At 66.1% G+C, this 14367-nt stretch carries 16 protein-coding genes; 1 reads left to right on the forward strand and 15 read right to left on the reverse strand.

Annotation, left to right across the window (positions count from 1 at the left end; translation table 11 throughout):
- Positions 1–870 (reverse strand): branched-chain amino acid ABC transporter permease, encoded by an 870-nt coding sequence (locus ACIPIJ_RS09495; protein ID WP_401075328.1) that lies wholly within the window; start codon positions 868–870, stop codon positions 1–3.
- Positions 871–885: 15 nt separating this feature from the next.
- Positions 886–2058 (reverse strand): ABC transporter substrate-binding protein, encoded by a 1173-nt coding sequence (locus tag ACIPIJ_RS09500; protein WP_401075331.1) that lies wholly within the window; start codon positions 2056–2058, stop codon positions 886–888.
- Between the two features lie 184 nt (positions 2059–2242).
- On the opposite strand from ACIPIJ_RS09500, the gene ACIPIJ_RS09505 reads away from it, so the two are divergent.
- Positions 2243–2641: a nuclear transport factor 2 family protein gene (locus ACIPIJ_RS09505; protein WP_401075334.1), complete on the forward strand. Its 399-nt coding sequence runs from the start codon at positions 2243–2245 to the stop codon at positions 2639–2641.
- A 144-nt stretch (positions 2642–2785) separates the two neighbouring features.
- Here the strand turns inward: ACIPIJ_RS09505 and ACIPIJ_RS09510 are convergent, their stop codons facing one another.
- The 13 genes from ACIPIJ_RS09510 to ACIPIJ_RS09570 form a co-directional block, all read right to left on the reverse strand.
- Positions 2786–3565: a transglutaminase N-terminal domain-containing protein gene (locus tag ACIPIJ_RS09510; protein ID WP_401075337.1), complete on the reverse strand. Its 780-nt coding sequence runs from the start codon at positions 3563–3565 to the stop codon at positions 2786–2788.
- A complete protein-coding gene (locus tag ACIPIJ_RS09515) occupies positions 3562–4512 on the reverse strand; it encodes an alpha-E domain-containing protein (protein WP_401075339.1) in 951 nt (316 codons plus the stop codon). Before ACIPIJ_RS09515 ends, ACIPIJ_RS09510 begins: the two co-directional genes overlap by 4 nt.
- Before the next feature lie 3 nt (positions 4513–4515).
- A complete protein-coding gene (locus ACIPIJ_RS09520) occupies positions 4516–5925 on the reverse strand; it encodes a circularly permuted type 2 ATP-grasp protein (protein WP_401075341.1) in 1410 nt (469 codons plus the stop codon).
- Between the two features lie 308 nt (positions 5926–6233).
- Positions 6234–8483 (reverse strand): type II secretion system secretin GspD, encoded by a 2250-nt coding sequence (gene gspD, locus ACIPIJ_RS09525; protein ID WP_401075344.1) that lies wholly within the window; start codon positions 8481–8483, stop codon positions 6234–6236.
- Positions 8480–8992, reverse strand: a complete 513-nt coding sequence (locus ACIPIJ_RS09530; RefSeq protein WP_401075346.1) for a hypothetical protein — start codon at positions 8990–8992, stop codon at positions 8480–8482. Before ACIPIJ_RS09530 ends, gspD begins: the two co-directional genes overlap by 4 nt.
- Positions 8989–9600, reverse strand: a complete 612-nt coding sequence (gspM, locus tag ACIPIJ_RS09535; protein WP_401075348.1) for a type II secretion system protein GspM — start codon at positions 9598–9600, stop codon at positions 8989–8991. The genes ACIPIJ_RS09530 and gspM overlap by 4 nt, the downstream gene beginning before the upstream one ends.
- Positions 9584–10633 (reverse strand): type II secretion system protein GspL, encoded by a 1050-nt coding sequence (locus tag ACIPIJ_RS09540; protein WP_401075350.1) that lies wholly within the window; start codon positions 10631–10633, stop codon positions 9584–9586. Before ACIPIJ_RS09540 ends, gspM begins: the two co-directional genes overlap by 17 nt.
- Positions 10621–11334 (reverse strand): type II secretion system minor pseudopilin GspK, encoded by a 714-nt coding sequence (locus ACIPIJ_RS09545; protein WP_401075353.1) that lies wholly within the window; start codon positions 11332–11334, stop codon positions 10621–10623. The genes ACIPIJ_RS09540 and ACIPIJ_RS09545 overlap by 13 nt, the downstream gene beginning before the upstream one ends.
- Complete coding sequence (locus tag ACIPIJ_RS09550) at positions 11331–11936, reverse strand: prepilin-type N-terminal cleavage/methylation domain-containing protein (RefSeq protein ID WP_401075355.1); 606 nt, start codon at positions 11934–11936, stop codon at positions 11331–11333. Before ACIPIJ_RS09550 ends, ACIPIJ_RS09545 begins: the two co-directional genes overlap by 4 nt.
- Positions 11933–12295 carry a type II secretion system protein gene (locus ACIPIJ_RS09555; RefSeq protein ID WP_401075358.1) on the reverse strand — a complete coding sequence of 121 codons (363 nt, stop codon included), beginning with the start codon at positions 12293–12295 and terminating at the stop codon, positions 11933–11935. Before ACIPIJ_RS09555 ends, ACIPIJ_RS09550 begins: the two co-directional genes overlap by 4 nt.
- Entirely contained in the window at positions 12292–12732 is a 441-nt protein-coding gene (locus ACIPIJ_RS09560; protein WP_401075360.1) for a GspH/FimT family pseudopilin, read from the reverse strand. Before ACIPIJ_RS09560 ends, ACIPIJ_RS09555 begins: the two co-directional genes overlap by 4 nt.
- 2 nt (positions 12733–12734) lie before the next feature.
- Positions 12735–13157 (reverse strand): type II secretion system major pseudopilin GspG, encoded by a 423-nt coding sequence (gene gspG / locus ACIPIJ_RS09565; RefSeq protein WP_401075363.1) that lies wholly within the window; start codon positions 13155–13157, stop codon positions 12735–12737.
- A 10-nt stretch (positions 13158–13167) separates the two neighbouring features.
- Complete coding sequence (locus ACIPIJ_RS09570; RefSeq protein ID WP_401075365.1) at positions 13168–14367, reverse strand: type II secretion system F family protein; 1200 nt, start codon at positions 14365–14367, stop codon at positions 13168–13170.

Below are 14367 nucleotides of genomic sequence, written 5' to 3' on the forward strand. Positions count from 1 at the left end.
TCATACCTTCACCCAGAGTTTGCGGCCGAACAGGCCGTCAGGACGTGCCGCGAGCACCACGATCACCAGTGCAAAGCACAGCAATTGGGTGAACGCGGAGCCGAAATACAACGTGACCAACGCCTCGATCAGGCCAAACAGCAGGCCGGCGGCAAACACCCCGCCCGCGCTGGCGATGCCACCGAGGATGGCCACCGCAAACGCCTTCAGGCCAAACAGCGTGCCCATGTCGGCGTGCACGCTGTACAGCGGCGCGATCAGCAGGCCGGCCAGGGCCGCGAACACGGTCGACAGGGCAAACGCCGCCGCCACCACCCGGTTCACCTCGATGCCCATCAGCCGTGCCGCCCGTGGGTTCTGCACGCAGGCTTCGAGGCGCAGCCCCAGTTGCGTGCGCCGGCGCACCCAGTACAACGTTGCCGCCACCCCCGCGCCGGCCAGCGGAATCGCCAGCTGCACCGCGTTCAAGCTGCTGTCGCCGAGTTCCAGGCGCAGGCTGGTCAGGGCGCTGCCAAACTGCCGCGGCTCCTTGCCGAAGGTGAACATCGCCAGGTTGTCCAGCAGCAGCCCGCCCGCCACCGTCGCCATCAGCCAGGCGTCCGAGCCTCGGCTGTGGAAGGGCCGCACCAGGAAGCGCTCGATCACAAGGCCCAGCACCGCGCACAGCACCAAGGTGGTGGGCAGGGCCAGCCACAGCGGCCAGCCCCAGGTCACCGCCAGGCTGTAGCCAAGCACGGCGCCGACCATCATCGCGCTGCCCTGGGCAAAGTTGACCGTGCGCGACACGGCGTAGGTGAGGTGAAAGCCGAGGGCCAGCAGCGCGTACATGCTGCCCAGGCCCAGGCCGCTGACCAGTGCGGTGGTGATCATGTCGAAGGCCTCCGCTCAGGGCTTCACGGGCACGATGGTGTCGCCGTCGAAGCGGCTGAAGACATAGTCGTCAGGGCCCAGGGCATCGTGGCGATCCGCGCTGAAGGGTTGCTGGTAATGCTTGATCAGGCCCGCGTAGTCAGTGATGGCGTAGAAGCCGTCGCGCACTTTGGCGCCTTGGGTGTCCTGCGCCTTGTCGATCGCAAGGCCCACCAGGTGCATGGCGTCATAGGCGTTGGCGATGCCCACGGCCGGGGTCACGTCGGCCAGGGTCTTGACTTGCGGGTAGCGCTGTTTGAGGGCGGCCAGCAAGGCATCGCCGCGGGCACTGTTGTGCGTGCCGAAGACGAACGTCTGGATGAAGTGCACACGCCCGGCATCCGGCCCGGCGAGCTCGCCGAAGCGGCCTCCGGCCGGGCCCCAGTGCGACACCACCGGCACCTTCCAGCCCATTTGCTGCAGGCCCTTGACCACCTGCGCCGAGGGCCCGACGTTGCCGACCAGCAACAGGGTATCGACGCCTGCGTTTTTCAGGCGGGTGAGTTGCGGGACCATGTCCAGGTCGCTGTCTTCGAAGCGTTCGGCTGGCGCCTGGGCCATGTCGCGGCGAGCGAGGGCAGCGTTGAGCCCAGCCAGGTTCGACTCGCCCCAAGGGTTGTTGGCCAGGATCAGCCCCGGCTGTTTCATGCCCTGGCGCAGGCCATAGGCGACCAGCGCCTCGTCGACCTGTTCGTCCACCGCCGAGACGCGGAACACGTAGTTGTCCTTCGCGCCGTTCTCGGTGATCTTGGTGCCCGCCGCCCAGATGCCCATGAACGGCGTCTTCAGCTGGTTGGCCAGCGGCACGATGGCCAGCGACACCGGGGTGTCGAGGCCGCCGAACAGCACGCTGACCTTCTCCCGCTGGATCAGCTCGCGTGCCGCCAGCATGCCCTTGGCCGGGTTGCTCTCGTCGTCGCGGCGCACCAGCTCCACAGGGCGTCCGAGCAGGCCGCCCTGGGCGTTGATTTCATCGATGGCCAGGGTCAGGCCACGGGTCAGGGCCTCGCCGGACTTGGCCGACTGCCCGGACAACGCGGCTACCAGGCCGACCTTGATCGGCTCGGCAGCCTGCACGAAGCCTGTGCAACAGGCCAGGGAAAGGGCTGCACAGGGCAGCCAGCGACGCAGCAGGGAACGGGTGAACATGGCGTGAACTCCTGATTGCTAGCAATTTATAAAAATGTGCTAGCAAAACAGGTGCCATTTGGAAAATACTCCAGACACCCCGTGTTTTGGGGCCTACGCCAATGGGTCCAGCGCCCTCGCGTGCACTGGATCAAGGCATCGCCCGGGGCCTACGCCCCGTTCTGGACACCCTCGGAGACTTGCAATGACCGACAGCAACAGCGCCGTACAGATCGTCCGCGACTTCCTCGCCGCCTCCATGGCCCCCGACCCGGTACGTGCCGCCACGTTCATGAGCGACGACGTGCGCATCACCTTCACCGGCGGCAGGCCAATGCCGACGCCCACCGACATCACCGCCTTCAACGGCGCGCGTTACACCTGGGTGAAAAAGCAGTTGGGGCAGTTCGACTGGTGCGAGCGCGAGGACCATACCGTGGTGTACTCCAACGGTACGCTGTACGGGCAATGGCCGGATGGCCGGAGTTTTTCCGGTAACCGCTACCTGGACCGCTTCGAAGTGAAGGCAGGCAAGATCGTGCGCATGGATGTGTGGAACGACAGCGCGGAATGGATGCTGGTGCCGGGCATTGCCAAGGCGTGAGCCAAAGGGCGGTGATGGTTGAGGCGTTGGGGTATTTCTGATTTCAACGATTCAGTTTGCCAAGCCCCTGGGCGTCTCGCCAGGGGTGACCATGGCGCGCAGCCCAGCGTTGGAGGCTGAGCTGCGCGCACTGGGCAAGCTGCCTTACTGGCGCTGTACCTGGACGCTGGCCAGCATCGACTCTGCGCCACCCCCACGGCGCACGCCCCGGACCGGGCAGGCATCGAGGTAGTCCAGGCCTACGGCCAGTTTGAGGTGGCGCTCGGGCCGGGTAAGGCGGTTGGTCACATCGAAACTGTACCAGGCGTCATCCACCCAGGCTTCAGCCCAGGCATGGCTGGCCAGGTGGGTCTCGTCCTCGGTGCACAGGTAACCGGAGACGTAGCGGGCCGGCACGCCCAGGCTGCGCGCGCAGGCCAGGAACGCATGGGTGTGGTCCTGGCAGACCCCGGCTGCCCCGGCGAAGGCCTCGATGGCGGTGGTGCCCACCGTGGTCGAGCCCGGGCGGTAGGGCATGTGCTCGGCCAGTGCCTGCATCAGTTCGGTCAGTGCCACCCGGTCGCTGCGGACGCCGCATTGCCGAACGGCGAAGGCCTTGAGTGCATCGTCGGCCTGGGTCAGCTTGCTGCTGCGCAAAAAGGGCAGGGGGGACCGGCTGCCGGCTTCCTGATCGCAGTCCGGGTCGATCTCCACCTGGCCATGGGCGGTCAGGGCCAGGTGGCCATGGGGCTTCTCCAGGGTCAGCACATGCAGGATGTTGCCGTATGGGTCTATCTGGCTGCCGACCTTGCAGGGCAGGTCCAGTTGCCATTCGAGGATGCGCTGGCGTTCGCTGCTGCGCGGCGTCAGGCGCAGAAACTGGATGCTGTTGCTGACGTCGCTGGCGTAGCTGTAGGTCGTGTCGTGGCGGATGGACAGTCTCATAAAACCTCCAGGTAGGCGTGGTGAACGGACTGCCCCAGTTGCTGGATGCGACCGAGAAAATCGGTCAGCCACAGGTGCAGCCCTGCTTCCAGGATTTCGTCGATCGCCGTGTAGCGCAGCCGTGCGTTGAGTTCGGCGGCCATGCGCTGGGCGGCGCGCCCGGTGGTGCCGGGCAGGGCAGCCAGAATCTGGTCGAGTTCCTCGATGCAGGCATGCAGCGAGCGGGGTACGTCCACCCGCAGCAACAAAAGCTCGGATACCGGCCTGGCACTGGGCGCGTTGCGGTAGATCTCGTTGAAGGCTTCGTAGGAGGTCAGCGCACGCAACAGGGCGCTCCACTGGTAGTAGCCGCGGGCGGAGTTGTCGCTCACTTCCTCGGAGGCTTCGCCAAACATTTCGTAGCGGGCATCGAGCAGGCGCAGGGTGTTGTCCGCCCGCTCCAGAAAGGTGCCCAGGCGGATGAAGCTGTAGGCATCGTTGCGCATGATGGTGCCAGAGGTGGCGCCACGGAACAGGTGCGAGCGCTCCTTGACCCAGTCGCAGAACTGGCTGATGCCGTAGCGCCCCAGGCCGTTGCTGGCGATGTTGCGCATTTCGATCCAGGTGGCGTTGATGTTCTCCCACATGTCGGCCGTGATGCGGCCGCGCACGGCATGGGCGTTGGTCCTGGCCGCTTGCAGGCAACAGTAGATGCTGCTGGGGTTGGTCGCATCGAGGGCGAAGAAGTGCAGCATGCGCTCGGTGTCGAGCTCGGTGTGCCGGCTGATGTAGTCGTCCAGGGTGCCGGAGGCCAGCAACGACATCGCAAGCTCCGCGTGGCCATCGCTGCGCCCGGCCTGCGGCATCAGCGACAGCGAGTAGCTGACCTCCAGCATGCGCGCCAGGTTTTCCGCGCGCTCCAGGTAGCGGGACATCCAGTACAGGTCGGAAGCGGTTCTCGAAAGCATGGTTCAGTCCTCCACCACCCAGGTGTCCTTGGTGCCGCCGCCCTGCGACGAGTTGACCACCAGTGAGCCTTCCTGCAGCGCCACGCGGGTCAGGCCGCCGGGCACCAGGCGAATTTCGCTGCCACACAGCACGAAGGGGCGCAGGTCGATGTGGCGCGGTGCGATGCCGTTCTCGACAAAGGTCGGGCAGGTCGACAGGCACAGCGTGGGTTGGGCGATGTAAGCGTGAGGGCGGGCCTTGATCCGCGCGCGGAAATCCTCGATTTGCGCTGCGCTGGCAGCGGGGCCGACCAGCATGCCGTAGCCGCCGGAGCCTTGGGTTTCCTTGACCACCAGCTCGGGCAGGTTGGCCAGCACGTGGGCCAGCTCCAGGGGCTTGCGGCACTGAAAGGTGGGCACGTTCTTGAGGATCGGCTCTTCGCCCAGGTAGAAGCGGATCATGTCACCGACGTAGGGGTAGATCGACTTGTCATCGGCCACCCCTGTACCGACCGCGTTGGCCAGCACCACGTTGCCTGCGCGGTACACGGCGATCAGCCCGGGAATACCCAGCGTGGAGTCGGGGTTGAACGACAGCGGGTCGAGGTACTCGTCGTCCAGCCGGCGGTAGATCACGTCCACTTGCTTGGGGCCTGCAGTGGTGCGCATGAACACATGGTCGTCGCGCACGAACAGGTCGGCACCCTCGACCAGTTCGATGCCCATTTCCCGCGCCAGGAATGCATGCTCGAAGTACGCACTGTTGAAGCGGCCCGGGGTAAGCACGACGGCGGTCGGGTTATCCAGCGGGCTGGCGCTTTTGAGGGTGTCCAGCAGCAGGTTGGGGTAGTGATCGATGGGCGCGACGCGCTGGGCGGCAAACAGCTCGGGGAACAGGCGCATCATCATCTTGCGGTCTTCGAGCATGTAGCTGACGCCGCTGGGGGTGCGCAGGTTGTCCTCCAGCACGTAGTAGCTGCCATCGCTGTCACGCACCAGGTCGACCCCGGCAATATGCGCATACAAGCCACGGTGCAGGGCCAAGCCCTGCATGGCGACCTGGTAGCCCTCGTTGGCCAGCACTTGTTCCGGCGGGATGATGCCGGCCTTGAGGATGCGCTGGTCGTGGTAGATGTCCTGCAGGAACAGGTTCAGCGCCTGGACCCGCTGGATGCAGCCGCGCTCGACCGTGCGCCATTCGCTGGCGCGGATGCTGCGGGGGATGATGTCGAAGGGGATCAGGCGCTCGGTGTCCTGTTTGTCACCGTACAAGGTGAAGGTGATGCCGGCACGGTGGAACAGCAGGTCGGCCTCGCGTCGACGTTGCTCCAGCAATTGCAGGGGGGTGTTCGCCAGCCAGCGAGCGAACTCTTGGTAATGAGGGCGGCAACGGCCGTCGCCATCGTACATTTCGTTGAAAAAAGCCCGGGACATACCCACTCCTTGCCATGAATCGACGGCATTTATTGCAAAGCATCCACTTCAGATGCCTTGCAACGAGGATGCCGGAATGGCGGGCTTTTACTGATTGCGGGCTTGCAGGGCGGTAAACGGCGCGAAACCGCTCAGGGAAGGGCATGCATCAGAAAAGGGCATGGTCTGACGCGTCGCGGCTTTTGAACCAACTCAGTGCAGCTGGGCAGATCCTTTGGACAGTTTCAGCGCAATGGCTACCGCTGCGTGGCGGGCCGGCCGGGGCGGCAACACCCTGTGGGTGGAAATGGCCGCCTCGCCGGAGGTTTTCAGTGGCTGCCTGCCGACTGCAGCTTGAGCAGTTGCATCTGCTGACGGTAATCGGCCGTCACCTGCCGCGACTGTTCGGGGTTGTTGACCACCTTGGGCGTGATCAGCACGATCAGCTCGGTACGGTCGCGGCTCTTGGAGGTGCTGCCGAACAGCCAGCCCAGGCCAGGGACGCTCGAAAGCCAGGGCACGCGGGTGTCGGACTGTGCATTGTCCTGTTTGATCAGGCCGCCGAGCAGCACCGTCTGGCCGCTCTGCACGGCCACTTGGGTCGATACCGCGCGGCTGGAGATGCGCGGGTTGGGCTGGGTGGTGGTGACGGCGCTGTCGTCGGCGTCGCTGACCTGCTGCTGGATGTCCATGTAGACCAGGCCACCGGGGTTGATCCGTGGCACCACGTCGAGGATCACGCCCGTCTGCACATACTCGACGCTGCTCAGGGTGGTGTCGGAGGTGCTGGTGTTGACGGTGGTCTGGTTGATCGGGATATTGTCGCCGACCTGGATCTGCGCCTGCTGGTTGTTCAGCACCACCAGCGAGGGTGCCGAGAGCACTTGGGTCAGGCCGCGGGTTTCCAGGGCGCGCAGGGCGACCTGCAGGTTGCTGCTGACGAAGGAATAGAACATCGAGCTGCTGCCCAGCGCGACGCCACCGGCACCCAGCGCACCCTGGCTGCCGCTTTCGTTGGCGACGGTGGTGCTGGAGGAGTTGCCGGCCAGGCGGCCCAGGTACCACTGCACGCCGAGGTCGAGGTCGCCGGTGAGCTTCACTTCCAGGATGCGCGTTTCGATCTGCACCTGCAGCGGCGGGCTGTCCAGGCGTTTGATCGCCGATTCGATCTCTTTCCACTGGGCCGGCCGGGTGCGTACCAGCAGCTGGTTGCTGCTTTTTTGCGCCGTGATACGTACCGATTCCTCAAGGCTTTTGGCCGAGGCATCGCCGGCTTCGGCGCTGCTGGCGTCGGGTTGTTCCGCTTCGTCGTATTCGTCGCCCGACGTGTCTTCGCTGTTGTTCTCCTGGGTGCGCATGCCCAGGCCACCCAGCCCCTGGGCGGACTGGCCCGACGTGCCGTTGAGCGAGGTCAGGCTAGTGGTTTTCAGCCCCGGCGCTACCTTCGCGGCCTTGTCGTCGGCAATCTGCCCCGAGCCATAGATCTGGCGCAGGTAGCGCGCCAGGTCGGCGGCTTTCATGTTGCGCACGTCGTAGACGAACAGCTGCGGTTCGTTGCCGCCACCCTCGTCGATGGTGCGAATCCAGTCGCCGACTTCCTGCAGGTATTCCGGTTGCGCGGAAATCGCGACGATCGAGTTGGTGCGCTCGTTGGGCATGAACCTGACCATGTCCGACAACGGCATGCCGCTGTCGGGGCCGAACAGCTTCTGCAACTGCGGCATGAGTTCCGCTACCGAGGCGCGTTGCAGCCCGTACACGCCAATCGACATGCCCTTGAGCCAGTCGACATCGAAGGTGTCGATGGTGTCCTGGTAGTTGGCCAGTTCATCCGGGGTGCCCGCCAGGCTGATCACGTTGCGCGCAGGGTCGACCAGCAGGAAGGCATTTTCGCGCACGAACGGCTTGAGCAGTTTCTGCATTTCGCTGGCGCCGATGTAGCGCAGCGGGAAGAGCCTGGCGGCCAGGCCGGTGGCGGGTTGTGCGACCGCTACCTCGGGCACCAGCTTACCGGCGACGGCCTTGTCTGAGGGCAGGATCACATAGCGGTCACCCTGGCGGATCATGGCGTTGTCGGTCCATGACAGCAGCGTTTCCAGGATGCTCAGTGCCTGCTGTTTGGTCACAGGCTTGGAGGTGGAAAAGCTGACGCTGCCTTTGACGCCCTGGCTGATGCTGTAGTTTTCATGCAGCAGGTCGCCCATGACGCTGTTGATCACCGCCTCGATGGGTTGGTCGGTGAAGTTGAAGACGATATCGCCCTGCTCGGCCTCGCCCTTCGCGGCAGCTGGTGCGGCTGGCCGGACGAAACGCTGGTTGCCGCGGATGATCTGCCGGCCGGGCGCTGTGTGCGGGGTGGCTGCAACAGATGCGTTGGCGCTGGCCGCAGCGGGGACCTCGGCAGGGGTGACCGGTGCGGGGGCGCCTGCGCCGCTGAAGGCCTGCTCCATCAGCGCAGGGTCGGTGTGCAGGTCGCGTTGCGAACTGGCGCACCCGGCCAGGGCGACGGCAACGCTCAGGCCGAGCAACGGCGTGCGCAGTGTGTGGAACGGGTTACGGGAAGCAAGTGGCATGGTCATGGGGTTTCAATACGCGGAAGAGTGATGACGGGGGCCTTGGACGGCGGCGGCAGGCGCAGCAGTGGCATGCTCAGGGTGTGGTCTTGCCCAGCACGGGTGAAGGTGGCGGTCAGCGCGGTGAGCTGGGTCAGGGTCCAGCCGCTGTCTAGCGTCGTGCCGAGCGCGACCTTGCTGGCGGGTTTGTTGCCTTCGCGCAGGTAGGCCCAGCGGGACTGCCCGTCGAGCACCACACCGGTCAGGGTGAGGTTGGCCAGCGCAGGGGTGTGTTGGCCCTGCTTTTGAGGGTCGGGCTGGCGGTCGGCGCTGAAGATGGGCTGGGCCCACGTCGCAGCGCGCACCGGCTGGGCAAGTTCCGCCAGCGGCGCCGGGGGGCGGCGGGTGGCTGCTGGCGCGGGCTTGCGTGCGGGCAGCCACTGGGGCGGATGGGGGGCTGCAAGCATCCAGGCGATGGCGAGCAGCGCACTGACATTGACGGCCAGCAGCACCCGGTTGGAAGTGGGTAGCTTCATGCGTCGTTACCTTCTGCCGGTTGCGCACGCAGGTAGCCGCGTATCAGCAGGTGAACCTCCAGCCGCCCGGCGGGGCCCTTGGCCGGTGCCGCCGCACTGCGACGAATGCTCAGCTGGTCGATGAACAGGCTCGGCTGGCCGTACTCGAGTGCATGCAGCAGGGCTGCCAGTGGCTCGATGGCGCAGGTCAGCGTGAGGCTGACGTTTACCGGGCGATAAGGTTCGGCCTGTTCCTGTTCGGCCGGGGCGATGGGCATGCGCTGGGTGATGTCGCAGCCCGGGCCGCGTTGCGCCTGTGCCTTGACCTGCTCGACGGCGTGCTGCATCAGGTCGGCGGCGACGGCGTTGGGGTCTTCGCCTGGCAGCAGGCTGTTGCGCTGGGCCGGGTCGTTCCGGCTGCGTTGCAGTTGGGCCTGCAGATCAGGCTGTTCGAGCATCAGGCTGGCATAGCGACGCTGCTGTTCGCGCAACGCCTGGGCTTGTTCGTCCAGGCTGCGCAGTGGCCCCAGCCACAGGCATTCGAATAGTACGTACCACGTTAGCCACAGCAGCAGGCCAAGCAGCCCGAGGGCCGCGATCTTGCGTTCCCGGTTAGTGAGCGGACGCATGTGGCACCTCCTGCCTGAGCTGCGCGGTGATGGAAAAACGCTCGCGGCCGGTGGCTTTATCCGCTTGGATGATGCCTTGGAACTGTGCGTGATCGAGCGTCGTGCAGGCCTTCACCTGGGCCAGCAACGCGCTGGCATGCGCGCTCTGGCCGGAGAAGCTGACGTGCGTGCCATCGCGTACTTCCAGTTGCTCCACCCAGGTGTCGCTGCCCAGGCACGCCGTCAGGTCGGCGAGCAGTGCGGTGAGGGTTGGGCGTTGCGCCTTGAGGCTCGCCAGGTAGGTCGAGGCGCCCAAGGTGGTATCGAGGGACTGGCGCAACTGCTGGACCTGCTGGGCTGCCTGACGCTGTACGGCGACCTCGCGTTGCATGGCCTCGACCTCGCCCTGGCGCCGATCGAGCCACGCCGTTGCAAGCAACACCGCGCAGGCACAGCAGCCGAGCCACAGCCAGCGCCCCAGCCGGCCCGGGCCTGCCAGCGTGCCGGCACTGCCGGTCGGCAGCAGGTTGATTGCCAGGCGCGCACCGTCACCGTCCAGCGCGTCGATGCCGACCAGCTGCACACCGCGCTCGCGACAGGCCGCGAGCATGCCGTCCAGGGCGCTGCGGGCGATGGCCACGAGTTCGACCTGGGCCAGGGTGGAGCGACGTGCAACAACCCGCGCGACGAAATGCACCTGCTCGGCGGTATAGGGGGTGTAACGGTCGATTTCGAACGCCAGCACCTGGGCGAGGTTGCGCGTCGCGGCAAGCGGCAGGTCGATGCGCTGCGCCAGCACCTGCGACGCGGGCAGCAGCAGAACCGCAGCGCGCCCGCGCTCAGGATGCTCGGGCAACGGCCACGGCAGCAAGCGGGGCGTGTTGCCATCGGCCAGGCGTCCGGCCAGAGCAGGCGGGAGCATGCCCTGCAACTCGGCCAGCCAGGCGTTAAGCCAGCGCCTTGCAAGGCTGGCTTGCCAGCGTGCGTGGTGAACCTGCCATTGGCTGGCCCAGTGCGCCACAGAGCGCTTGGCCAGGCGGATCAATCCTGCCACCTCACCACCCGGTACGGCTTGCCACCGGCATAGGCAGGCAGCAGCACGAAGGTGGCCTTCAGGCGTGATTCAAACCCGCTGGCCAAGGTGGCCGTGCTGGTGACGGTGAGAATCTGCCCGGCATCCACTGCTGATGCGCGATGGCGGGGCAGGCCGAGCACCTTGGCCAGTGCGGGTGTGGCCAGGCTCGGGTCGGGCTGGGCATTGCCCGACCAGACGGTGATGAAGGGCAGGGCACGGTCATAGATGGCATAGGTCATGCCGGGCAGTTGGCGAAATTCTTCGAGCATTCGCAGCGGTACCTGGTTGCGCCTCGTCCTTAAAGCCTGAGTGATGGTTTGAGAGCGTTCGGCACTGGCACCGCTGGCGCGCAGCAGTTGTACCAGGCTCGTTGCGGGTGTTGCGTTGAGGTCCAGCTTGCCGCGCTCGCTGACCACGCTGATCTGCAGCGTGCTGTCGGCAAAGCGCAGTACGTGTTGCGTGCCATCGGCCAGCCAGCGCGCCTGGCCACCGCCGAGTAGGTTGGCGACGGCCAGGTTGAAACCTGCCTGGGCCGCGAAGGCGGCCTGGGTGTGGTTGCCTTGCCAGCGCGCCTGGCGCTGCTGCAGCTGCACCGACATCGCCAGGCCACCGAGCATCACGCTCAGCAAACCCACGACCCAGAGCACCAGCAACAGGGCCGCGCCGCGTTGTCGGCTCATGGCCGGCCACCGTCGCCGGACAGGTCGAGCAGCAGGTTGACCTGCAGCAGGGGCCACGCCTGGCTGCCGTGCAGGTGCACCGCCACTCGCACGGCTTGGGGCAGGCGCTCTGGCCAGGGCCACCGGGTCATCCAGCCGGTAGCCTTGCCCAGCGGGGTGTAGCCGCGGTAACTCAGTTGCAGTCGCTCGGCCCCCTCCAGCAACCGTTGCGGCTCGCCCCAGGGCTGCAGGCGCTGGCCTTCCAGTTTGGCCAGCTGGATTTCCAGGCGCCCGTTATCAAGCTGCAGGCGCTGGCGGTAGATGCCGCCGCCCACCGAGCTGGGTAACGGCGCAAAAAACAGCACGCTGTCGCCGTTACCTTCGAACGTCGTGGTGTGGCCGCCGTTGCCGGTCGCTGCACTCAATGGCAACACCTGGCTCAGCGACTGGCGCAGGAAACGTTGCGTGGCGCGCAGTTCGTCGAGCCTGGCGCTGCTGTGCTGGGCCTTGGCGACGGCGCGGTTGGCCGCCACCAGGGCGCTGCCGACCAGCCCCAGCAGCAGCCCCAGCAGGCTGATGACCACCAGGATTTCCAGCAGCGTGAACCCTGCCTGGCGCTTCACTGAGCGGCACCTGCTGCGCGGGCGCGCAGGGTGCTAAAGTGCGAGGTGCGCCCGTTTTCGCTCAGGCTGAGGTCCAGTTGGTACAGCACGAAACGCGATGCCGCCTGCTGTTTCAGGGTGACGTCCAGCACCCATTCGATGCCCTGCCAGTTGCCGTGTTGTTGGCCTACGGCCAGCTCGCCCAGGTCGAACTCATCCATCAGCGAACGGGCGGCGGCGTTGTGCCGGTCGCTGCTCTGCACCTGTGCCAGCGAGCGGCTGCTTTGGGCGAACGCGCCCAGCAGGACGGACGAGGCCACCACCAGCAAGGTAATCGCCGCGAGCATTTCCAACAGGGTGAAACCACGCTGGCGGGTCATGGCAAGTCCCGCAGTTGCACGCTACCGGTGAGCCAGCTCACATCGATACGCCAACGCGCCTGGCCACGGCTGATCAGGATGTTGCCGCCACTGGCCGCACCGTCGGGGTAGAACTCGAATGCTGCGCCCAAGCCACGGGCGGTCTGCAGGCGCACGCGCAAATCCTCAGGCCAACCCTCTGGCTTGCGCCCAGGTGCCTGCACCTGCCTGCGCTGCAGGTCAAAAACCGCCCGCACCGGTTGCCCGCTGGCGATGGCTTGCACCCGGGCACTGCGCAGGGCCGAAACCATGTGTGCCAAAGCGCTGCGCTCGTTGGCCGCGTGCATGCCGCGGCTTACCCCAAGCGCCAGGATCGACGTGGCAACGCCGACCAGCACAATCACTATGAGCAATTCGAACAAGGTAAAACCCTGCTGGCGGGGCGGGCGTGCTGTCACGTTTACTCCCAGTTGCCCAGGTCGGCCTTGTAGCCTTCACCACCCGATGCGCCATCCTGGCCGAGGAAGATCAGGTCGAAGCTGCCGTGGCTGCCGGGGAAGTGGTAGGCGAAGGCGTGGCCAAACGGGTCGACCAGGTCCGAGGGTTTTGCATACGGCCCGGCCCAGCTGCTGGCGTTGGCGGGCTTGTGCAGCAACTGTTCGAGGTTCGCCGGTGGTGCGCCCACATCCAGTGCGTAGCTTTCGACCTTCATGCTCAGGCTGGCCAGTTGCGCTTTGCCGGCGCCGTATTTGCCTTTGTCGACGTTGCCGCCCACCTGGCGCACAACGATGGTCGCGACAATGCCCAGCAGCACGATCACGGCGAGCATTTCGAGCAGGGTGAAGCCCGCTTGGCGGGCGTTGGGGCGTTGCTTGGAGGGCATGGGCAGGTTCCTAGATATTGCTGGTGAGGCTCATTAGCGGCAGCATGATGGCGAGCATGATTGCCGCCACCATCACCGCCATGACGATGGTCAGGGTCGGCACCAGCGCCGCGAGCAGGCGGTCGATGGTGCGTTTGGCTTCGAGGTCGTAGACATCGGCGACTTTCAGCAGCATGGCGCCGAGGGTGCCGGACTGTTCGCCGACTTCGATCATCTGCAGGGCCAGTTCGGGCAGCAGTGCGTCCGCCGTCAGCGCCCTGGTGAGGCTGCTGCCTTGCCTGACCTGTTCGGTGGTAAGGGCGATGTGTCCGCGCAGGGCATGGTTGGCACTGACCTCGCGGCCGATTGCCAGCGCGCCGAGCAGGCTGACGCTGTTGCTCAGGAGGGTGCCGAGGGTGCGCGCCAGGCGTGCGGTTTCCAGGCGCTGCAGCAGCGGGCCAAACAGGCGGTTGCACCACAGGCGTCGGTCCTGCGCGGTACGCCTTTGCGGGTTGCGGCGCGCGGCCAGGCCAAGCCATGCGGCAGCGAGCAACGCCAACAGGCTGGCCAGCCCCCAAGCATTGACGAACTCGCCCATGGCCAGCACTGCGCGGGTGACGAGGGGGATGGGCACGCCCAGGTCCTGGAAGATCGGCACGAACTGCGGCACCACATAGGCCAACAGCAGCGCGAGCGAACCGACCACCCCGATCACCAGAAATGCGGGGTAAATGAGCGCGTTGATCACTTCGCCGCGCAGTTTATGGCTCTGCTCCAGGTAGCCACTGAGCTGCGCCAGAGTGACGTCGAGCACGCCGCCGGCCTCGCCGGCGCGCACCAGGCTGGTATAGAACGGCGAGAAGTTGCCAGGGTGTTCCTCAAGGGCCTGCGACAACGGCAGCCCAGCCTTGACCTGGTCGCGTACCCGCTCCAGCACTGCCCGGGCGGCTGGCCTGCGGACGTTCTTGAGCACGGTGCCCAGCGCCTTGTCCAAGGGCTGGCCAGCGCTGATCAAGGTGGTGAGCTGTTGGGTGAGGGTGATCAGCTCTACCGGCCGGAATACACTGCGCGCCTTGCCCAGGGGCAGCCACCGGCTGCCCTGCTTCAGGTGCACGAGCAGCAGGCCGCGGCGCTGCAATTGGCGCACGGCGCTGTCGCGGTCGTTGGCGTCCATCTCGCCGTGCTGCTTGCGGCCCTCGCTGTCGAGTGCGGTGTAGGAAAAAACGGGCAC

Origin of the sequence: Pseudomonas sp. NPDC087185 (genome assembly GCF_044744955.1) — a bacterium.
GTDB lineage: Bacteria > Pseudomonadota > Gammaproteobacteria > Pseudomonadales > Pseudomonadaceae > Aquipseudomonas.